Source organism: Vibrio gallaecicus (assembly GCF_024347495.1).
Classification (GTDB): domain Bacteria; phylum Pseudomonadota; class Gammaproteobacteria; order Enterobacterales; family Vibrionaceae; genus Vibrio; species Vibrio gallaecicus.
In genome coordinates this window covers 1,334,592-1,356,927 of the sequence record NZ_AP025490.1, presented here as the reverse complement: position 1 = coordinate 1,356,927, position 22,336 = coordinate 1,334,592, and the positions used below count along the sequence as shown (strand labels likewise).

Here is a 22,336-nt window from a genome sequence, read left to right as displayed (position 1 = left end):
TTGTATTACTTTCAAGAGCATCACATTGAGCGCAAAGTTTACCTATCTAACATGGAAAATGAATACCAGCAGCCCAGCCGAGAAGTTAGTTTTACTCATGCTCGCGGACAATGCTGACGATGAAGGGTATGCGACATTAAATTTAAATACAGCGGCCTCACTAACCTCACTCTCTGTATTTGGGCTCGCGGATTGTTTAAAGTCACTCGTGGACAGCGGTTTCTTAAATAAAGAAAGAGTGGACCGTCGAGGTACACAAGAAATACACGTTTTTAAAATTCTGGCGGAGGAAGAGAAAGCGGCACCCGTGAATACTATACCCGTCTATTCACCTGCACCTGCACCTGTACCTGCACCGCCGACTTTTCATCCAGCACCGAATCAAATGCAAGCAGTATCTAATGCTCCTCGTCCTCAAAGCAGAGGTCAGATGAACGGTAATACTGTTTCAACTCATGATCTCGATGAAGAAATCATACCGACTTGGGCTGAGCGAGCATTTAAGTTCTCTGGTTTGGCTGGAGACCATAATTTAGTATGGAAGAAATTTGTGCTCTGGTATAAAGCCAAAGCGAATGAATTAATGCCGATATCACGTATTGAATCTAAATTGCAGTACTGGCTAGTTAACGAGAAGCAAAATGAAAGACAACAACAGAAGACCTCTCAATATTCAGGAAATGCAGGACAAGCTCAAGCTAATGGGTATCGACAAAAGCTTAGCCCATCTGAGCGCTTCAGACAGCAGCTTATCCAAAAAGGCAAAAAGCCAACCTTCTGAGCCTGCTAAAAATGTTCAGCCGGAAGTGACTGCACCAGAGACTAACGTTCCTAATAACGCAGTTTCTAGTACGGTCGTTGAGCCATCAGCTTCACAACAAGTACCGATTATTGATCAAGATCCGGCAGAGCTTGAGTTAACTGATTGGTGTATTCACGTGTTTGGGTCATTCCTTAGCGTTTATGAAACTCAATGGGAATACCAATACGGTAGTGAACCAAGTGGTAAGTTTATCGAATTTGCTAATTCCGTTGATTCTGATGGCTTGAACCGCGTCTTAATGCATTGTCATGAACGCATCCAACTTGGAAACAGTTGGCCACCACAAATGGGTGAGCTTTGGATCCTCAAAGATTCATTAACTGAAGAAGAACTACTGGATAGCCGTATTCGCGTACTTTCACGTACACCTGTCAACCTGATAGAAAAGTGGCTTGTTCAGAATAAATTGTACGACCTAAAACGTGTAGCTGAAAACAAGTTAGATGGGCTGTTTAAAAAGTACTATCTAGAAGCAAAGAGATTAGACGAAAAAGGCATGCTGCAAACAGAATTACCTCAACATTTGCTAGCGGCTAACTCAGTAAAAAATCTCAATGATTTACAACGTGAAGAGTACGAATCTAAACATGGAAAAGCGCTTAATCCACGTATTCAACAAATTCTAAATGCTAGAAAGTAGACGATTGATTTAAGTTGATAAACCCACACTTATAAATACACCAAATACAAAAATGCCAGCAATTACGCTGGCATTTTTTATGACTAATCTTAAATCAATCCGCTTTTGGCTAATATCAACCGGCTTCAGCTTATGATTTTCGATGATTCACTTATAGTAAGTGAATAGTCGCGTTCAGTGAGAAAACACCTGAATCATCATGCTTCATTTTAAAGTTCTGGTAACTTGCACCTACAGATACAGGACCAAAGATGAAGTATTCAGCACCAACACCGTACATCACGTCTTCGCTGCTTTCTTTAAAGCTATCGCCTTTTAAGTCGTATGAATGAAGACCTGCTTTTGCGTAGATATGTAGTGGACCAAAATCGATACTTGGCTTAATAGCCAAGTAAGCTGTACTTGCATCTAAATTCTTACGGTCAACACCATTATAATTAACGCTACCAAATGAGCCTAGATCCCAGTAGCCAGCTTCAACACCGATAAATGGCAAGATACCAGTACCAGCGTGGATACCCATTGCAGTTTCATCGCTGTTGCCAAATGAGTTTTGACCACCCATTGCACCACCATAGATCCACGAATCAGCCATCGCTGTAGAAGATGCACCTAATAGTGCTAATGCTAATAAAGTTTTTTTCATGTTTGACCTTCTTAGTCTGCTTTTTGGCTTCCTTAAGTGGACATAAATTGCCACCAGACTGCCATAATTTTGTCTTACCCGTTCATATGCAAAGATTATACCTAAGTTATAGAACCATGGCTCTATGATGATAAGCTTTTGCACATCAACAAAATGTATAAGTGGTTAGTACGCTAGTTAGTTTATATCTACCTTACGCTCACGCTTTAGCAAGCATCAATTGCGTTTCTTACTCGTTTGTCCGATACAGGATAAGGCGTACCTAACTGTTGTGCAAAGAAGCTTACACGAAGCTCTTCAATCATCCAACGCACTTCTTTTACGTTTTCTGGAATGACGATCCCTTTCGGCACTTTATTCAGGAGTTCTTTGTAATCCTTCATTACCGACTCAACTTTAATCATATGTAATCGATCTTTATTTGGGTCAATCGGCAGCTTCTCCATACGACGCTCAATCGCTTTCATATAGCGAAGAATATCAGGTAGACGTTGCCAGCCACATTCCGTTGCAAAACCTTTAAATATTAGCCCTTCAATCTGAGCTTTGATATCCGATAAAGCGAACGCCATTGAAAGATCAACTCGACCTTTCAATTTCTTATTGATATTGAATGCCGTTGTAAGAATCGTTTCGACCTGCTTTGCAATATCAACAACTGCATCGCCTAATTCAGCTCGAACGTGTTCTTTCAACGCCTCGAACTCTTCAGGTTGCCAAACAATACCGCCCTTCTCTTCAATTAACTTATCAATACCACAAGCGATACAGTCATCGATCAAATCTAATACTTTGCCGTACGAGTTAAAGTACAAACCTAGCTTAGATTTATTAGGAAGGTTGGAATGAAGGTACTTAATTGGTGACGGCACATTCAATAAAATTAAACGGCGCTGACCCGCTCTCATCGCTGAGACTTGTTCTTGCTCGGTTTCGAACAATTTAATCTCAACACTGTCTTTGGTATCAACCAAAGCAGGGAAAGCCTTCATATCGTAGCCGCCACGTTTCTGCTGATACACTTTTGGCAACTCACCAAAACTCCATGTATGCAGATTTTGCTGTTCGATATCATCATCTGCAACTTTGGAAAGTGTTTCTTGAACCTTACCTTTAAGGCTTTCTTTCAGTTCATGCAGATCTTTATGTTCTTTAAGCTTACGTTTACGGTGATCTACCGCGCGGAAAGTGACTTTCAAGTGCTCAGGTATCTGCTCTAACTTCCAGTCTTCACGCAACACTTCAACACCTGTCATTCTTCGTAATTCTTTTTCTAAAGAATCTAATAACGGTGCTTCTAATGGCGTGACACGTGACAAAAATGCATCAGCATAATTCGGTGCTGGTACAAAATTACGACGCAATGTTTTCGGCAATGATTTAATTAAACTCACGACCAATTCATGGCGAAGCCCTGGAATTTGCCAATCAAAACCAGCCTGTTCAATTTGGTTTAGGATAGGTAATGGGATATGAACAGTCACACCATCATCATTATCACCTGGCTCAAATTGATAACTCAACTTGAGTTTTAAGCCTGATTGATGCCAGAAGTTAGGATAATCAAGGTCAGTTACATGGCTTGCATCCCCTCGGAATAGCATGGCTTTTTCGAAGTTCAGTAATTCAGGGGTCTGCTTGCTCTCTTTTTTCCACCACGTATCAAAATGGCGACCAGAAACTGCACTTTCGCTGACACGTTGATCATAAAAATCAAACAGTTCATCGTCATCAATCAGAATATCGCGACGACGAGACTTATGCTCTAGCTCTTCCACTTCTTGCAATAATTTGCGATTTTGCTTGAAGAAAGAATGTTTGGTTTCCCATTCACCTTCGACCAAAGCGCTACGAACAAAGATTTCACGACAGACCGTAGTATCGATTGTGCTGTAATTCACAAGACGCTTAGGAACAATTGGAATCCCATATAGCATCACTTTTTCATGAGCCATAACTGCGGCTTGTTTCTTTGACCAATGCGGTTCGCTGTAGCTGCGCTTAATAAGGTGTTTTGCTAAAGGCTCAATCCATTCCGGCTGAATCTTGGCAATGATACGCCCCCAAAGTTTAGAGGTTTCCACCAGCTCAGCTGACATAATCCATTTGGGCTGCTTCTTAAATAAACCGGAAGCTGGGAAGATATGAAAACGAGCATTTCGAGCGCCCTGGTATTCATTCTTCTCTTGATCTTTAATACCAACGTGCGATAACAAACCAGACAATAGAGAAACATGGATCCCTTGGTAGCTGCCCGGCTCACTATTGAGTTTGGTATCCATTTCACGCATCGCTTGATGGATTTGGAAGTACACATCTTGCCATTCACGAATACGCAAATAGTTTAAAAAGTCTTGTTTACACTGCTTGCGGAATTGATTACTAGACAGCGACTTTTGCTGCTCTTTGATGTAGTTCCATAAGTTAACAAGCGTGAAAAAATCCGATTCTTTATCAAAGAAACGTTTATGTTTGTCATCTGAAGACTGTTTTTTTTCTGAAGGACGCTCACGTGGATCTTGAATAGACAATGCAGAGGCAATGACCATCACTTCGTGTAAACAGTTATTATTTGGTGCTTCAATAACCATACGAGCTAAACGAGGGTCAATAGGCAGCTTAGCCAGTTGACGACCAATTGGCGTCAGGCGCTTTTTCGAATCCGATTCAGTGTTGGCTTTCTTCGTATCGGTTGCAATCGCGCCTAATTCTTCCAGTAGTCTCACACCATCTTGAATGTTGCGTTTATCTGGTGCTTCTACGAATGGGAAAGCTTGAATGTCACCTAAACCTAGCGCTGTCATTTGTAAAATAACTGAAGCTAAGTTTGTTCTTAAAATTTCCGGATCGGTAAATTCAGGACGAGACTCGAAATCTTCCTCTGAATATAGGCGAATACAAATACCTTCGGCAACACGACCACAACGACCTTTACGCTGATTCGCACTTGCCTGAGAGATAGCTTCAATCGGTAAGCGCTGTACCTTGGTTCGGTAACTATAACGGCTAATTCGAGCAGTACCTGGGTCAATAACATAGCGAATACCCGGAACAGTTAATGACGTTTCCGCGACATTGGTTGCCAGTACTATTCGACGACCAGTATGAGATTGGAAAATGCGGTTCTGCTCGCCTGATGACAAACGTGCGTACAATGGCACTATCTCAGTGTCTCGCAAATTACGTTTACTAAGCGCGTCAGCCGTATCACGAATCTCACGCTCACCATTCATGAAGATTAGGATGTCACCTAGCCCTTCATCGCAAAGCTCATCTACCGCTTCAAAAATGCCTTCCATTTGATCGCGGTCGTTATCACTACTTTCGTCTCCACCTAATGGGCGGTAACGTGTATCAACCGGATAAGTTCTGCCAGAAACTTCGATAATTGGAGCGTTATTGAAGTGTTTAGAGAAACGTTCAGGGTCGATAGTCGCGGAAGTAATGATGACTTTAAGATCTGGGCGACGCGGAAGAAGTTCACGTAAGTAACCCATGATGAAGTCAATATTTAAACTGCGTTCGTGAGCTTCATCGATAATGATGGTGTCGTATTGATTCAAGAAACGGTCATGTTGAATTTCAGCCAGTAAAATACCGTCTGTCATTAACTTGATTTGAGTGTTATCAGAAATTTGATCGTTAAATCGAACTTTATAGCCCACAAACTCGCCAAGTGGCGTTTCCATTTCTTCAGCAATGCGGTTTGCAACTGAGCGCGCAGCAAGCCTTCTTGGTTGAGTGTGACCAATTAAACCAAAGCGACCACGGCCAAGCTCAGAACAAATCTTAGGCAGCTGAGTGGTTTTACCTGAACCCGTTTCACCTGCCACTATAACCACTTGGTTTTCTGCAATGGCTTTAGCGATTTCGTCACGCTTTTGGCTGACTGGTAATATCTCAGGATATTCGATCGTCGGTTTGTGTGACGCGCGCTGAGTTGCCGTCATCATAGACTTAGCAATATCTAACGCTATTTCATCAAAAACAGCATTCTTTGATTGTTCGTTTTTAATTCGGCTAGCGCCTGATATACGCTTACTCAAGCGGAAACGATCTCGCATCATGCAATCATTTAAGGCTTTGCGAAGTGATGCTGGGGTGTTTGTTGTTTTAGACTGTGAGGCTGCTGTATGTGCAGGAGCGTTTGAATCAGCCTTGGAATTAGCTGATTTCGCTTTATTATTTGGGGACGAAGTCAAAACGTGTCCTATTCTTTACCTAAAAAATCTCGCGCGATTGTACCATAAGTGAAGAATAAAAAAGCTAGGGTGATAGGTTTACTTATTTCACCTCGTCTCGACCTTTAGAGCGCAACATTGGCTCACCTTTATGTCCGCGAACTATTGGTACCGTTGGCTATTGCTTCTATGGGCTATGGCTTTCATGGACGACTATTGCAGTAGACAATGGTTACCATGAACTATTACTGCTGTGAAATAAAAACGCCCTAAACCTTAATGTTCAAGGTTTAGGGCGTTCGCATAGTTACTTTTAAATGTTCTGGTTCTTATTGTTTACTTCTCATCATGTAACTCATGACTAGAACGGCTTAAAACTCATATTGAACATAAATAGTATTGTAGTTACTGCCGCCTTTGATGCGTCCAAATTGAGAGGCATTTTCAAAGATAGCCGAGCGATGGTGTATAGAATACCCAACCCACAGATTGTCTAAGTCTTTTTCGTTAATCAAATCCCCTACATTGACATCCAATGAGATATCGAGGTAATTCAATAAGTGACTTGCGGTGTAGCCTTTTTCTTCCATCTCTTTCGCTTCAATGTAAGTGATAGAATCAACATAAGACATACCTTCAGCTAAACCAAATCTCCACTGAGTTGGCCAATCAAATGTATAAAACGCTTTTATCGCGACCACATATTCTGTACTACTAGACTGAACATCTGAGTTCCAGTGGTGGACAATACCTGGTGTTAAATAGATATCAATCGGCACACCAAATAACTCATCGGTTAAAGGGTGACCATAGAAAAATGAAGTGAGCTGGTTATTGTATTCATCTTTCTCAGTATTGAGTTTCAGAATATCGCCAATATTAGATGGCGTTGCCCAGCCATGAGCAACTCTTAAATAAGGGGCGTTGCTTAACTGTGGTTTTGGTGCCTTTTCTTTATCATTAAAGAAACCGAAACCAATGAAAAATTCACTTTGGTAACGGTCATTAATGATCCTGGAATCATAAGCATTGTCGTCTAAGCGAGTAATGCTGGTTGAGCCTAATAAATACAGGTTCGAAACGACATGATAACGAGCATCTAACCCGATATTCAAGTCAGCACCAGCGCCTACATTGTCGCCTTCTAATGCAAAGTAATAGCTATTAAAGTCCGAGCTTTTATATCGTAACGTAGCACTAGGCGTAAGCTCCCAATCTCCAGACTGGTAGTAACCTTTTGCTCGTAAATTACCATGGAAACGATATCCATCGTCACTCATCACTTCGGTTTCTATTTCCCAAGTGTCATCTAACTGATAAGCAAGTTGAGCACCAAAGTCAGCGGTATCACCTTCAATCGCATTTTGTTCCGATGCTGGTATATCAATAAATCGCATGCGAGAAATTGCGTTTAAAGACCACAACTCATCTTCAGTTTGATAAATGTATGCACCCATTTCAGTACCATCGATGTACACATAGTCATTTTTGAAAAACAACATAGGAACAAATGAACTGACGGTTTGATCACCTTCTGCTGTATTAAAAGGGATAGTTGCAACACGATACATTGCCGCAATACCCCACTCTTGCTCTTGGGTTGCCCAAACATTAGCAGATGACAATACTGCTGCCGTGGTCATTAAAGGTGATAAAATTTTGTACTTCATTCTTATGGGATAGCTCTTTGTATGAAAATAAAGTGACTGAATTGACAATTATTAACCATTTTATCTGAACTAGGTTTAGATTCGTTAGCAATTGACCGTTACAATAAAGCATATTCTCTGATAAATGAAAGTAATGTGAAAGTCTCAGAATTACAAAACATCATAAATAATTTACCAAATGGCGCTGATCCCGAAATCGTAATGGGAGAAGAGTGGCTACCTGAACGTTTGATAGAGACTAAACTGGATGGTGACCTGCTATTTTTAGGTTTTGATAATGCCCCAGAAGAAAATCAAGGGGATGAAGAAGGACGTGGATTCGTTGAACATGAAATCACAATGATTCGTAAAAAGTTCGAACAAATATTAGATGACAGCTCAGACACAAAAACAAAAGCTGACGCTATGTTGGCATTATTTCTAATGGGGCATGAACTTTCGAGCTCCGAAGTCATCGAAATACTGGAAGACCCAAACGCAGATAGCGAATAGTCGCCTTCTCACGTTACTACTGCCAATTGGTCGCATTGTTCAGCTCACCACTTCTCGCTCTCGCTAGCAATGCCACCTTAACTACTGCGCGAATCACCGTTTCCATTTAGATAATGTAGGACTCAGATTGAAGCTTTCAAAAACCTCACAATTGCCCTTATTAATTGCCGGTCCTATTTTACGAAAAACAACCGTCAATGAAGTTGCTTTATGGCTTGTGACCAGCCAACCAATTAAGGGGGAAGTGTTATTTTTCCACCCTAGTGAACGTGAAGCTTTTTTTCATTATGATGCAGCCCAAGCCGAATCCATTCGAGTAGGTATACATGCATGGGTAACACTGGCTTCAATTCAAGGTGAGTTTCCTACTGATACTCCTATTGAGTATAAAATTAAAACGGATCAAGGTGACATTACTGACCTCGCTCCCCATTTACTTTACCAGGGTCAATCAAGGCTTAACTTTGTTATCCCAACTAAAGCCGATTATGTCTTACATGGTTCTTGCCGTAACCCTCATCATTCAAGTAAAGACAGCTTAGTCGCAGCTGATAGTAAAGTTCAAAGCCAAACTCCACTAGAACGCCCTAACATTCTCATGATGAGTGGTGACCAAATTTATGCAGATCACGTTGCAGGTCCTACACTGGATGCAATTGGACAGGTCATATCCTTATTGGGGCTCCCTAATGAAATGCTGCCAACTGACTCTCAACAAAGTCAAATTTCTAGTGCGGAAGAACTATACACGAGTGACTTTAATTTTTACCAACGCGACAAGGTTCTACCACATCACACAGGTTCAGATTCGTTTTTAGATAAACTCTTTCCACAGCGACGAGTCCCTATATTCAGCTCTAGGGAAAATGAAAATCACTTAGTGACCCTTTCTGAATTTATTGCCATGTACTTACTGGTATGGTCTCCAACGCTGTGGGCTTTGGTCAATAAAGAGCAGTTAAGAGACCAAAACTTCAGGCATGGTCACTACACATTAACTCCCGAAGAGCAGCAGCAATGGCGTGAAGAAAATGCCGCTATTGACGACTTTGTACAAGGTCTACCTCAAGTTCAGCGTTTACTGGCTCATATTCCAACTTATATGATTTTTGATGATCATGATGTAACAGATGACTGGAACTTAACCGTCGGCTGGGAACATGCCGCAGACCAAAATGCATTTGCCAGTCAAGTGATTGGAAATGGCCTGGCTGCTTATTGGTTATGCCAAGGTTGGGGAAATACGCCAGAGAAATTTGATAGCGCATTCATAGAAAGAGTAACGAACACTTTTGCAATAAATACCAATACAGCAGAACTCAACCATAACCATCAACAGATATTACTGCAGTCATTGAATCGATTTGAGGATTGGCACTACACCATTGAAACGTCTCCAAAGGTCATCGTACTCGATACTCGCACTCGTCGTTGGCGCTCTGAATCACGTATGAATAAACCGTCTGGATTAATGGATTGGGAAGCACTAATTGAGCTTCAGCACCAGTTGATGGGTTTAGACAAAGTCATTATTGTTTCTGCGGCGCCCATGTTCGGGGTCAAGTTCATTGAAACATTACAAAAAATGATGACTTCACTAGGACAACCTTTAGTCATTGATGCTGAGAACTGGATGGCGCACCCAGGCAGTGCCAACACATTGATCAGTATTTTTACTCATACTAAGACGCCCACTAACTTTGTCGTTTTATCTGGTGATGTTCACTATTCCTTTGCTTACGACATCAAGCTTAGATATAGAAAAAACAGCCCTAATATTTATCAAATAACTTGTAGTGGAATTAAGAATGAGTTCCCTGCACCACTGCTAAAGTTCTGTGATATTTTCGACCGCCTCTTGTATAGCCCACATTCGGTATTGAACTATTTCACTAAAAGAAAACGTCTTAAAATTGAAAAACGTAGCCCAGATAACCAAAGCTTCTATCGATTATCGAACCGGAGTGCCATTGGTGAATTAAGACTCGATGATGAAGGGAAGCCAACTGAAATTTCAACGTTAAGCGGCACGGGTGAAAACACCCACTTTCCCGCACCCTAAATTTCTTTAATGCGGAGTACATGCACTCATGAATACATCACCTTCATGAGTGCATTCAATAAAGAGCAATGTAAATGTTGTGTCAACTTGCTTGTTATTGTGAGTAATCACCCTAATAGTATTATCAAGACGACACATTTGGAGCTTTGCATGTTTAATTCACTCACATCACTTTTTAAACAATTAATCGATGGGCAAGATCTTGCTAAGAACCCTGTATCTTCCCCTAACTTAGCGATAGCAAGCCTATTGTGTGAAGTCGCAGGCGCTGACCATGCAATTAACCCAGCAGAACAGCAAGCAAAACTACACTTACTTGAAAGGCTGCTAGGGCTTTCTGAAGAAGCTTCTAAAACATTACTCATTGAAGCTGAACAACAAGTCAAACAATCGGTTTCACTTTATGATTTTACATCACAGCTACGCGAACTATCACAGCCCGTTCGCTTCGATTTAATCAAAGGAATGTGGGAAGTCGCGCACGCAGACGGTGAAATAGATCCGTTAGAAGACGCCGTAATTAGAAAAACAGCTGAGCTTTTGTACGTTGATCATAGTGAATTCATAAGAGCGAAGCTTTCCTCTCAAAACTTACTTTAAACTTGTTTGTAATAAACCATAACCACTAAGAACACAGCCCCTTTATCGTCTCTTCATCCAGATTAGTTACATTCAATACGTGTAACTAATCTACTTTCAAATCGATTCTCTTATTGAGAACAACCCTAAAACTGATCTCCCCATTATAAGAAATTAAAATAAACACTTTAAAATCAACACCTTAAAACTGGCACGTTGATTGCTAAATCTTAAGCATCCCAGATAATTAAGGACGATTAAGATGAAAACACTCACTCCCTTATTTCTAACGTCAGTTATCGCTACTTCGCTCATTGGTTGTGGTGGTGACAGTGGTGGTTCAAGCTCCGGCGGCTCAGTAGCCACAGTTTCAGAAACATCATTTAATGAAATTTCAGTACCCAACAACTTTGAGTGGCGAGGCGTTAACAGTCATAATTTAGCTGTGAACATCGTAAGTAGCTACTCACAGAAAAATGGCAATGCATCCCCAATTCGAGGAGCCCACATAGTCAAGTTTTATAGCATCACCTCTGACGGTATCGATGCGACTCCCTTTTATTCCGGCATCACGAATAAAGAGGGCGTGTTAAATAATGAGTTCAGCATTCCAGCTCATTGGGACAGCATAAAAATTGTTGCAAGCGTTAGAAAGCAAAATTGCGAATCCCAATTTAGCTTAAACGAGTTGGAAGCAAGTTTAAGTGTTGCTTGTGACATTATGTTAGATGCGGATTAAGGAAGAGACGCTATGAATAATTTAAAGAAATCGATATTAGTCATGAGTTCATTTGTTGCCAGTAATTTTCCACATTATGCGCTATCTGCAGCATCTGAAAACACTTCAACAACCAACAGCGACGGGTCTATAACGGTTACGCAGAAAATCAACAGCAGCAGTACCAGCCCACATTATGTTGCACCATCAGGGTATGGTTTTGATATATACAGTAATGCTAATCAAGATTACTCTTGGCAGCATAATATTAGTGTTCCAGAAGGCTCTCAAATTACAGAAGCTACACTGACAATCTATGCATATGATGTAGATTCAGAAGCGCACCATGGAGAGAATGGTGAATACGATAGCGTAACCGTGGATGGAACCGCTTTAACCCCAGGCTTTTTACAAGGAACAAATGGTAACTGGTCTACCACCGTTTTTGACCTGCCTACCTCAACGCTGAGTGATAATCTAGTCAACGTTGACCTTGATATCGATGTAAATAATGACGGCTGGTTAACAACTCTTGATTACAGTTTAATCAGTGTAACTTACACACAAATAAACAACGCAGCACCCAATTTACCTACGCTAATCCGCAGCACAGGTTTAGGTTCTGACGATAATTTAGTCGTAACAGTAACCGGTCCTACCCCTGCTGATTCAGATGGTGATTCAGTGACTTATAGCTACCGCTGGTTCGTCGATGTAGGCCAAGGGTTCTATGTAGATGATGAGTTTGTAGGAAAGAGTAACAACACAGGGGCGACTCTTGACTCAAGCGAAACTGTCGCTGGTGAATTTTGGAAGGTTCAAGTCACAGCAATTGATTCAAATGGTCTAATTAGTGATATTGCAGAAATTACTTGGCCAGAAATTGGAGATAGTGATGGTGATGGGATCGCCGACAGTGATGATTATGCACCCAATGATCCTACCATTGCCTTCTACAGCAGAACGCCAACTTCAGGCTGGTACACACTTGCATTCGAAGATATGTGGCCATATGAAGGAGATTATGACCTAAACGACTTCATTACACGTTATGCATACGGCGTATATACAAATGCGAGCAACCAAATAACCCGCTTTGATTATTATGGACAAGCTGTCGCTCGTGGCGCTAGTCAAGACAACAGTTTCGCTCTGTCTCTTTCAGGTATTGAAGTTTCAAATGTCAGTTCGTTAACTAAAACATATAACGGCTCAACTGAAGCAATTGCCCCAGAAAGTGGTCACAGTGGTGAGTTAGTCATTGTCGCGATTGAAAGTATTTCTGACATGCTACCAAGTAATGGAAACTCAAATTTCTACAATACTGAATCTGGTGATGTACGAGATGCCGTTGACTACAGTCTCTCTCTTATAATTGATGGTTCAATGCCAAGCTTAAGTGGAACTGCACTAAATCCATTCATTTATAAATCAGACTCTCGAAATAAAGAAATTCATTTAATGAACTACCCGAATACCGACTTAGCAAACACGAACATCTTTGGAGTAGGCGCTGATGACTCGAGTGTCGATAACAATGAATATTACCAAACAGTGAGCGGCTTGCCTTGGGCTTTGGATATCCCAACTCAATGGTCACATCCATATGAAAGAACAGATACCTGTCAAGCTTACCCTAACATTGTAGATTGGGCTGAGTCTGGCGGAGCCAACAATGCCAGTTGGTTCCTATCACCAGTAAACGCTAAAGTATGGTAAACAGATTACGGCTTGTAATACCAAAAGTACGATAAATGGTGTGACGATTGTAAAAACCGATCAATACGCCATAACCCAAGCAAGTCGAAAACTAAAAAGGTCGCATTTAAGCGACCTTTTATTTTGCAACAACCAAACTGAGCAAAGCAAAGCTTTAATATCACAACATAGTCAGTGCCAACTTTGCTAAATTGTACGCATCAACATAACCTGAATGTTGTCTACCTTCCCACTCAATGTCTTGAGCTTCTTGAGCTGCACGGTGGCCAATGCGCTTTTCTTTAAGACGATTCTGAATACGATACAACGTCGCTAAATTTATAAACTCAGAAAAAAGAGGTTCAATGCCTTTCTCTTTACATTCGTTATGTAAGATAAGGTCGTCCCTTCCCCACGCTGCATAGATCTTTTTAGGTCCACCAAAGTTTTTCAACATAGATTGAATCACGGATTCTAGTGGGCGACCTTGCTTCTCAATTTTACGAGGAGTAATACCTGTCAGTTCGGCACAAAATAAAGAGACTTCATCTTTCTCAGGCTTTACGTAGTATTGTGCTCGTTTCACGATTTTTCCTGACGAAAGATCGATTTCAGCCAAACCCACTTCTATGATTTCGCCTGTCGTACCTACGCCATTTTCGCTCCAACAGCACATTTCCAAATCGAAACATACCACTCGATTGTGATTCATACGTTGCCTAATTATCTCTTTTGAAATTTGAACAAATTGTACCTGACACGACTCAATAACTCGACCCTATCGCTGCCAAGTGTTCAATTAGCCTGCAATTGTGACTTGATTTCGACCATTCATCTTACTTTTATATAAATGGCTATCGGCTTTCTGCAATAATTGCTCAGCAGTTTCACCATCATAAATACCCGCACCTACACTCAAAGTGCAGTGTAAGCTTTCACCTCGATAATCTATCGGTGTACTACTTACAAGCTCTAGGATTTCATTAAGGTAATCGTGTAAGTCATCATATTCATAAACTTCAGTAAGAATGCAAAACTCATCACCACCCAATCGGAATAGGTAATCAGACGAGTACAATTGATTACCGATGATTTGGCTTACATGCTTAAGCAGTGCATCCCCTGCTGGATGACCAAATTGATCATTGATGCCTTTGAATTTATCAATATCAAAACCCACTAGACTAAATCTAGGCTTTGATTTTAACCACCCCTTAAGTTTGGTATTAAAAGCTCTTCGATTTAAAAGCTCAGTCAAACTATCGTGCTCAACAAGAAAGCGAAGCTCTTCCGTTTTCTTGTCTAGCATATCTGATAAGCGCTCTTTTTCACGAACTTGCAAATTCACAATATAAGCAAGTAAAAATGAAATCATCACCCCAACGGATGCCATGCCAACTAAAACCAAGTAGCCACCATTAGAGATCAGCGACCCAATCCTAAATTCAACAACCCAATCACGGTTAGGTAAGCTAATCACCTTACTAATTTGGTGCCCAGAGACTTCTGCAAAACCTTCTGTTTCAAATAAAGTAGGATCGTCTTCGGCATCAAAACCCAAGTCAGTCACACGAATGAAAATATCAAGATCGACTAACGTCGAAGCAAGCAAATTCTCAAAATAGTAAGTGGTACGAACCACACCAATAACGACGCCAAGTAACTCCTTGTCATCGGAGTCAAAAACTGGGTGATAAACCAACATTCCAGTTTTTTCTAAGTGTTTATCTAGACCATCTTGTAGCAAACGAACTTTATCAGAGAGATTTGCTTCTCGCGTTTCAAGGATGTTGTCGATAATAAGTTGGAAGCGTTCGCGTGAAGAGTAAAAGCCTAACAAATTAATGTTTTCAGGTGTACGTGGGTGTATATCTGAAGCAATGAATACGGGCTGGTCACCCATTATATACCCTAGAGTTTTGGGACCATCTTTAGGAACGGTGAATAATTGATAAGAAGGGTGTAATGATTTTAGCCTTTGGGTATGAGCTTCAATTTGGTCACTCGATACTTTTTCCATCCACTGTAAGCCAATCAAACTTTTTGAACCCTGAATGGTTCGTTTGGCAAATGTATTGAACTTATCCCAATACTGCCTTTCAGTTGACGAGAAGAAATTAGCACCAGAACCAATATATGCCACATCATTTTTGATGAACATTCGTAAGCTTTGAACTTGACGCTCAGCGATATTGTCCATATTAGATAACATGGATTCTTTTTGGTTTATCGCAATGAAAACAAGGCATAACACAGTAACAGCGATAGAAGCAGCGAAAGTCAGCAAAGGAAGTGTTCGTTTCTTCAGCCCTGTAATAGGGTCTGCACTGTTAGGCATTAGCATTCCAAATAAAATCTTTTGATAATTAAATTATACACACGGCAAACTCCATTCACGAACAATCATTAGCTTCAAATGTGTACTAAGTAGGCATTCTGAGTAATTCACCTAAAATATGACATAAAAAGCATCAAATCATTGATTAAAAATAAAGCAAACAGACCTAATTTGAAGTCGAAAAAAACTAGAAAATAAGCCCTTAAGCCTTGAATATGCTAGTATCTACCCCATATTTAAAGCTTGAAAGAAACCTGATGCCGCATGTATCAGTTCATTCTTTCCAATCTGTATATCCTTTCAATCTATGATTTGTATCTGATGAAATGAATATACCGTTAAATCAATCTATAGAGACATCACAATGAACTTTGATTTAAACCTAATTCCACAAACGTTTGACATGCTGCATGCAGGTCTTGCTTCTTCAAGCGTTTTGCTACTTTTGATTGCTGTTTCACGTAAGTCGAAAGTTATCGAAAAAGTTGTCGAAAAACCTGTTGAAAAAATCGTTGAAGTTGAGAAGCCAGTAGAAAAAATTGTAGAAGTTGAGAAAGTCGTTGAAGTTGAAAAGGTCATCGAAAAAGTTGTCGAAGTTGAATCTAAACTTGCAACTGCATCAACCGACTCTGCAATGCAGTTATTGTCAATCATGCAGCAAGAAGCTCGCCTAATTGATTTCCTTCAAGAAGACTTAACCTCATTCTCTGATGAAGAAGTGGGCGCTGCAGCTCGCGTTATTCATACTGGCGGTAAAAAGGTATTGGGCGATTACGTAACGTTAGCTCATATCCGCTCTGAAGATGAAGAAACACGAATCACTATTGCTGAAGGCTTCAATCCTCAAGAAGTACGCTTAACTGGTAATGTAACGGGTAATGCCCCATTTAGTGGCACTCTAGTTCACAAAGGTTGGAAAGCGACTGGCATGAACTTACCTAAGCTAGCTGAAAACTACGACGCTTCAGTTATTGCTCCAGCAGAGGTTGAACTTTAATGGATCAGAACAATACACTTAATGCCGATGAGCTGAACACTGGACCAAAATTCAGTGTGGGAATTGACTTAGGTACGACTCACTGCGTACTGTCATTTCTAGATACAACAGATGAAGATGCACGTGTTGAAGTTATGCCAATCCCGCAGCTTACGGCTCCAGGTACGGTTGAAACACGCAGCCAACTCGGTTCATTCTTGTATCAACCTCACGAACATGAAATGAACAGTAATTCACGTGTTTTACCTTGGTCTTCTGAGCCAAAAGCACTTGTTGGCGCTATCGCTCGTAACCTTGGTTCAAAGACACCGATTCGTTTGATCGCGAGTGCTAAGTCTTGGTTATGTCATTCCGGTGTAAACCGCCGTGATGCATTCCTACCGGCGGGCAGCCCTGAAGAAGTCGAAAAAGTATCGCCTCTAAAAACGACTGAGCTATACCTTGAACATCTAAAAGATGCTTGGAATCATACCCATCCTGAACACAAACTTGCTGATCAAGATGTCACTATTACTGTTCCAGCTTCATTTGACCCTGCTGCTCGTGATTTAACAGCCGAAGCCGCTCGTAATGTTGGTTTTGAACACTTAACACTACTAGAAGAACCACAAGCCGCACTTTATAGCTGGATCGACAACAGCAATGACACTTGGCGCGATGAAGTAAATGTCGGTGATGTAGTACTCGTTGTCGATATTGGTGGTGGTACAACTGACCTTTCTTTAGTTGAAGTAAAAGAAGACGAAGGTAACCTGACTTTAAGCCGTATTGCAGTAGGTGAACACATCCTACTTGGCGGTGACAACATGGACCTTGCTCTTGCTTACCGCCTAAAGATGAAACTCGCTCAAGATAGTAAAGAGTTAGCCCCTTGGCAAGTTCAAGCAATGACTCATGCTTGCCGTGATGCAAAAGAAGCACTATTGAACGATGCAGAACTGCAAGCTGTACCCATTGTTGTGCCTAGCCGTGGCTCCAAACTACTTGGCGCAACACTAAAAACAGAGCTAACTCAGCAAGAAGTTCAGCAAACATTGGTTGATGGTTTCTTCCCACAAATTGCTGTTACAGAGCACCCTGTACAAAAAGCTCGTGGCGCACTTACTCAGATGGGTCTACCTTACGCGCAAGATGCGGGTATCACTCGTCACATCGCAGCTTTCCTTTCAAAGCAAGCAAATGCATTGGGCGGCGCGTCTGAGCAACAACAAGACTTCAACCCGTTTGCCAATATGCCAGGCATGCCAGGAGCAGATGCACCAACTGCTGATTTCATCAAGCCAAGCGCTATTTTATTCAATGGTGGTGTGCTTAAGTCTCCATTACTTTCTGAGCGTTTATCTTCGACCATCAATGCATGGCTAATTTCAGCAGAAGCTGAATCTGCTAAGCAATTATCAGGTCTAGATTTAGACTTAGCCGTAGCATGTGGTGCTTCATACTATGGCTCTGTTCGCCGTGGTCAAGGCGTTCGCATCCGCGGTGGTATTGCCTCAAGCTACTACGTGGGTATTGAAAGTGCGATGCCTGCAATTCCAGGAATGGCTCCACCAATGGAAGCGCTTTGTGTAGCGCCTTTCGGAATGGAAGAAGGCTCAAGTGTTCAAGTACCTAGCCAAGAGTTTGGTCTAGTTATCGGTCAACCGGTTCACTTCCAATTCTTTGGTTCAACGACTCGTCGTGAAGATGAAGCTGGGACACATTTGGATCATTGGGCTCCAGAAGATTTAGATGAGCTACCTGAGATTCAAGTGACTTTACCTGTTTCTGAAGGTCGCCGTGAAGGTGAAGTGGTTCCTGTAACTTTGGCATCACGTGTGACTGAGCTCGGCACTTTATACTTAGAAGCTATCGCAACTGATAACGGTCAAAAATGGCACGTTGAATTTGATGTCCGTGAAGAGACAAGTTCTGACTCTGAAAATGTTCAGCAAGACAGTACTCAATCTCACCATCACCAACACTAATACACATATATTTAACGGCACCTTATTGGTGCCGTTTTTTAATCCATATATCTTGTGAGGTTCAGTAATGGCATCTCCTCGTTTTCTCGTCGGCATTGATTTAGGCACAACGAATACTGTTGTCGCATACTGTGAAATCACCGATGACTTACAACACTCTCCCGTTTCATTATTCGATATAGACCAACTCATTGGTCCTGGAGAAGTCGTTCGTAAACCCCTGCTTCCCTCTTTTCGTTACCACCCAGCACAAAGCCAAATATCAGACTCAGACTTAACCCTGCCTTGGGATACAGCATTAGTCGAAGGTGACACTTCAAATGTTATTGTGGGTGAATGGGCGCGTGAGCTTGGTGCTAAAGTAGAAGGTCGCCAAGTATCCAGTGCGAAAAGCTGGCTGTCGCATCAGGCAGTTGACCGAAATTCAGAAATTCTACCTTGGGCTGGTGCTCAAGATGTAGATAAGGTTTCTCCAGTAGTCGCAAGTGCTAGCTACCTTAACCATATCCGCCAAGCGTGGAATTACCGTAATCCAAGCAATAAACTTGAAAATCAAGATGTTGTCGTCACCGTGCCTGCATCATTTGATGAAACAGCACGTAAGCTGACACTTGAATCAGCTGAACTGGCGGGTTTAGGCAAAATCATTTTACTCGAAGAACCACAGGCAGTTTGTTATGACTGGTATGCAAGACACCAACAAACAGCATCAGATGAGTTAAAGCAGCTCCCGCTTATTCTGGTTTGTGATGTAGGTGGTGGTACGACCGATTTAAGCTTAATTGAAGCCAAATTTGAAAAAGATGAATTAGCATTAGATCGAATTGGGGTTGGTGAGCACTTAATGTTGGGTGGTGATAACCTTGATTTAGCCTTAGCTCACCTTGCTGAACAACGATTCAACCAAGGTAAAAAGCTTAATGCAGCAAGCCTGACAAAATTAATCCAGCAAACTCGTAAAGCAAAAGAAAACTTACTGTCCTCAAATGCACCTGAAGAAGTAAAGATCACCATGTTAGGCAGCGGTTCCAAGTTGCTTGGTGGTACTAAAAGCATAGGCTTGACCAAACAAGAAGTTCACAACATCGCGTTAGATGGCTTCTTCCCATTGTCAGATTTTAATGACGTTCCAGACAAACGCCGAAGTGCCGTTGTTGAGTTCGGTTTGCCCTATGTAGCTGATCCTGCGGTGAGTAAACATGTCGCTGAATTTTTAACTCAGCATCAACAAGTATCACAAGCAGCATTAGAAAATTCCGACCAAATTAATTTCGATCCATCGCAACCAGCCGTACCCGTAGGTGTGCTGCTAAATGGTGGCGTATTTAATAGTGACCTTGTAACGCAGCGTGTCACTCAATTACTGGGGAACTGGAAAGGTTCACCAATCACTGTTTTAGATAACCCCCACCCAGATTGGTCTGTTGCATTAGGTGCGGTTGCCTTTGGTAAAGCCCGGCGTGGTGCTCAACTGAAAATTGGTGGAGGCGCTGCTCGTTCTTATTTCTTACATCTTCAAGAAAAGAATAAAATGGGTAAGGCATTATGCTTATTAGCGAAAGGGACAGAAGAAGGTCAAGAAATTCGATTGAATGGTCGACGTTTCTCCCTAACGCTGGGTGAGCCAGTTCGTTTTAACTTACTTACCTCCACGCATGATCAAATCGCCCATAACACTGCAATTCAAAACGGTGTGATGGTCAATGTAAACGCTGATCTTTTTTCTCCTCTTCCTCCGTATATTTCAACACTAGACAGCACTGATTCTATTGCACTACAAGCAAACCAAAAAGAACGTGTTGAAGTTCAACTGGCTTGCCAGCTCACAGAAGTCGGTACATTGAAAATGGAATGCGTCAGTGTTGAAGACGAGAGTAAACGTTGGTTACTTGAATTTGAAGTACGTAATAAGCAAAGTGATGACTCAGAAGAAGAGCAACTTCACCCTCGCCTTGCTGAATGTAAAGAGCTGATCTCTAGGCTATACAGCGGAAATAAAAAAAGCGCAGATACAAAAGAGATTAAAACTATTTCGAAAGAACTTGAAAAACGTTTAGGCAAAAAAGACGAGTGGGACTTCTCTACCTTGCGCCAGCTGTTTGATAGCTTCTCTCTTGGACGTAAACGTCGCCGCCGCTCTGAAGCACATGAAAAAAATTGGCTGCGCCTAGCTGGTTTCTCAATGAGACCTGGTTTTGGTGATCCAACAGATTCTTGGCGTATCGAGCAGATCTGGGGTCTATATCAGCAAACTATTCAATTCCAAAACCACCAAGGTTGGACAGATTGGTGGGTTTTCTGGAGAAGGATTTCAGGCGGTCTATCTCAAGATCAGCAAGAAACTATCCTAGCTGACATAGCAAAGTATCTTCATCCTGGGGCTGCAAAGAACCCTAAATCTGTACAGGAAGCTCAAGACAAAGGCTATGAATCTATGGTTCGATTAGCTGCATCTCTTGAACACCTAGACGTAGAAGATAAGTCTCTGCTATCCACCTGGTTTTTAAACAAAGCACTTAATCAAACACAATTTGGTCAAGCGCACTGGTGGGCACTCGGTCGCCTAGCCTGTCGTACTCCATTATATGGCAGCCAGCATAATGTCATTCCTCGCGGACAAGCTGAACAATGGCTACCAAAACTACTGGAACAAAACTGGCAAAAAGAACCAATGATAGCGTTTGCAGCTGTTATGATCTGCCGCAAAACCGGTGATAGATTATTTGATATTTCAGACGATTATCGTGAGCAAGTATTAAATAAATTACAGCAGAGTAAAGTGCCTGATTCTTGGGTTAGCCTCGTTTCTGAAGTGAAAGAGCTTTCGGAAAGTGAATCTAAGAGAGTATTTGGTGATGCCTTACCAAGTGGGTTAAGCCTCATTAATAATTAAAGAACCTTCCTTAAGCTTTAGCTTTAGCTTTAGCTTTAGCTTTAGCTTTAGCTTTAGCTTTAATGATGGTTACATAAATGAAAATGCCACTATAAATCTTAGCTTTAGATTTTATAGTGGCATTTTTTGTTAATTACAAATGTGTTCATTATTTACTTAAACTTAATGTTTGGAACCGCTAGGGTTAATTGAAAAATCAGTGTGCTCATATATATCAGATAATTTCTTTTCTTTACGTTTTTCTGTGGTTTTCCCTCCTTTATTGTTGGTTTGATTTAAAATCCATTCCTCATGAACTCTAGCCGAGTCCAAAAACTCTGGATCTTCTAACGCTGCCTTGCGAAGTTTATTTACACGTTCGAGAGTTTCCCAAATCATACGGCACCTCCACACAGGGTCGTACCTTAAATATAGTCTAAATTTAATTACATTCAACAAACAAAATACGATTCTGCAAGATATTACACTTATTAACTTAATATGATGATTGATTAAATATCATCCACATATAGATCTTACTTAGATATACATGATGCATATTAAATATTGATGAAGGCTTACAACTGGTCAAAAGTTAATACTGAAGAAGGAGGTGAATTAAGACGTTAAGCAAGACAAAGAGATATGGAAGG

General features: G+C 41.3%; 15 protein-coding genes and 1 pseudogene. 10 read left to right on the top strand and 6 right to left on the bottom strand.

Annotated elements, in window-relative coordinates; genetic code table 11:
• Nucleotides 1–25 precede the first annotated feature (25 nt).
• Both OCU78_RS05990 and OCU78_RS05985 read left to right on the top strand, forming a co-directional pair.
• Nucleotides 26–781, top strand: coding sequence for a helix-turn-helix domain-containing protein (locus OCU78_RS05990; protein WP_137372639.1), 756 nt, complete (start codon nt 26–28; stop codon nt 779–781).
• A gap of 85 nt (nt 782–866) precedes the next feature.
• A pseudogene (locus tag OCU78_RS05985) lies at nt 867–1,463 on the top strand (hypothetical protein); the annotation flags it as partial.
• Nucleotides 1,464–1,614: 151 nt separating this feature from the next.
• Here the strand turns inward: OCU78_RS05985 and OCU78_RS05980 are convergent.
• The 3 genes from OCU78_RS05980 to OCU78_RS05970 all read right to left on the bottom strand — a co-directional run bounded on the left by OCU78_RS05980 (nt 1,615) and on the right by OCU78_RS05970 (nt 7,960).
• Nucleotides 1,615–2,109 carry an outer membrane beta-barrel protein gene (locus tag OCU78_RS05980; RefSeq protein ID WP_137372637.1) on the bottom strand — a complete coding sequence of 165 codons (495 nt, stop codon included), beginning with the start codon at nt 2,107–2,109 and terminating at the stop codon, nt 1,615–1,617.
• A 206-nt stretch (nt 2,110–2,315) separates the two neighbouring features.
• The gene (gene hrpA, locus OCU78_RS05975) at nt 2,316–6,311 is read right to left on the bottom strand and encodes an ATP-dependent RNA helicase HrpA (protein WP_218940977.1); all 3,996 of its coding nucleotides are present in this window, start codon (nt 6,309–6,311) and stop codon (nt 2,316–2,318) included.
• 350 nt (nt 6,312–6,661) lie between these two features.
• Entirely contained in the window at nt 6,662–7,960 is a 1,299-nt protein-coding gene (locus OCU78_RS05970) for a MipA/OmpV family protein (RefSeq protein ID WP_137372635.1), read from the bottom strand.
• A 57-nt stretch (nt 7,961–8,017) separates the two neighbouring features.
• Between OCU78_RS05970 and OCU78_RS05965 the strand changes: the two genes are divergently transcribed.
• The 5 genes from OCU78_RS05965 (at nt 8,018) to OCU78_RS05945 (ending at nt 13,530) form a co-directional block, all read left to right on the top strand.
• Nucleotides 8,018–8,452: a VC1380 family protein gene (locus tag OCU78_RS05965; protein WP_137372634.1), complete on the top strand. Its 435-nt coding sequence runs from the start codon at nt 8,018–8,020 to the stop codon at nt 8,450–8,452.
• Between the two features lie 127 nt (nt 8,453–8,579).
• Nucleotides 8,580–10,514, top strand: coding sequence for an alkaline phosphatase D family protein (locus tag OCU78_RS05960; protein WP_137372633.1), 1,935 nt, complete (start codon nt 8,580–8,582; stop codon nt 10,512–10,514).
• A gap of 150 nt (nt 10,515–10,664) precedes the next feature.
• The gene (locus OCU78_RS05955) at nt 10,665–11,114 is read left to right on the top strand and encodes a tellurite resistance TerB family protein (RefSeq protein ID WP_137372632.1); all 450 of its coding nucleotides are present in this window, start codon (nt 10,665–10,667) and stop codon (nt 11,112–11,114) included.
• Between the two features lie 241 nt (nt 11,115–11,355).
• Nucleotides 11,356–11,832: a hypothetical protein gene (locus tag OCU78_RS05950; protein ID WP_137372631.1), complete on the top strand. Its 477-nt coding sequence runs from the start codon at nt 11,356–11,358 to the stop codon at nt 11,830–11,832.
• Between the two features lie 12 nt (nt 11,833–11,844).
• On the top strand, nt 11,845–13,530 hold the full coding sequence (locus tag OCU78_RS05945; protein ID WP_137372630.1) for an LruC domain-containing protein: 1,686 nt from the start codon (nt 11,845–11,847) through the stop codon (nt 13,528–13,530).
• A gap of 160 nt (nt 13,531–13,690) precedes the next feature.
• Here the strand turns inward: OCU78_RS05945 and OCU78_RS05940 are convergent, their stop codons facing one another.
• Nucleotides 13,691–14,221 (bottom strand): 3'-5' exonuclease, encoded by a 531-nt coding sequence (locus OCU78_RS05940; protein WP_137372629.1) that lies wholly within the window; start codon nt 14,219–14,221, stop codon nt 13,691–13,693.
• A gap of 87 nt (nt 14,222–14,308) precedes the next feature.
• Nucleotides 14,309–15,847, bottom strand: a complete 1,539-nt coding sequence (locus OCU78_RS05935; protein ID WP_137372628.1) for a sensor domain-containing diguanylate cyclase — start codon at nt 15,845–15,847, stop codon at nt 14,309–14,311.
• 364 nt (nt 15,848–16,211) lie between these two features.
• Between OCU78_RS05935 and OCU78_RS05930 the strand changes: the two genes are divergently transcribed.
• The 3 genes from OCU78_RS05930 to OCU78_RS05920 all read left to right on the top strand — a co-directional run bounded on the left by OCU78_RS05930 (nt 16,212) and on the right by OCU78_RS05920 (nt 21,704).
• Complete coding sequence (locus OCU78_RS05930; RefSeq protein ID WP_137372627.1) at nt 16,212–16,844, top strand: DUF2760 domain-containing protein; 633 nt, start codon at nt 16,212–16,214, stop codon at nt 16,842–16,844.
• Complete coding sequence (locus tag OCU78_RS05925; protein ID WP_137372626.1) at nt 16,844–18,811, top strand: Hsp70 family protein; 1,968 nt, start codon at nt 16,844–16,846, stop codon at nt 18,809–18,811. Before OCU78_RS05930 ends, OCU78_RS05925 begins: the two co-directional genes overlap by 1 nt.
• Nucleotides 18,812–18,878: 67 nt before the next feature.
• The gene (locus OCU78_RS05920) at nt 18,879–21,704 is read left to right on the top strand and encodes an Hsp70 family protein (protein WP_137372625.1); all 2,826 of its coding nucleotides are present in this window, start codon (nt 18,879–18,881) and stop codon (nt 21,702–21,704) included.
• Between the two features lie 162 nt (nt 21,705–21,866).
• Here OCU78_RS05920 and OCU78_RS05915 read toward each other — a convergent pair whose 3' ends face one another.
• Nucleotides 21,867–22,082, bottom strand: coding sequence for a hypothetical protein (locus tag OCU78_RS05915; protein ID WP_137372624.1), 216 nt, complete (start codon nt 22,080–22,082; stop codon nt 21,867–21,869).
• Nucleotides 22,083–22,336 lie beyond the last annotated feature (254 nt).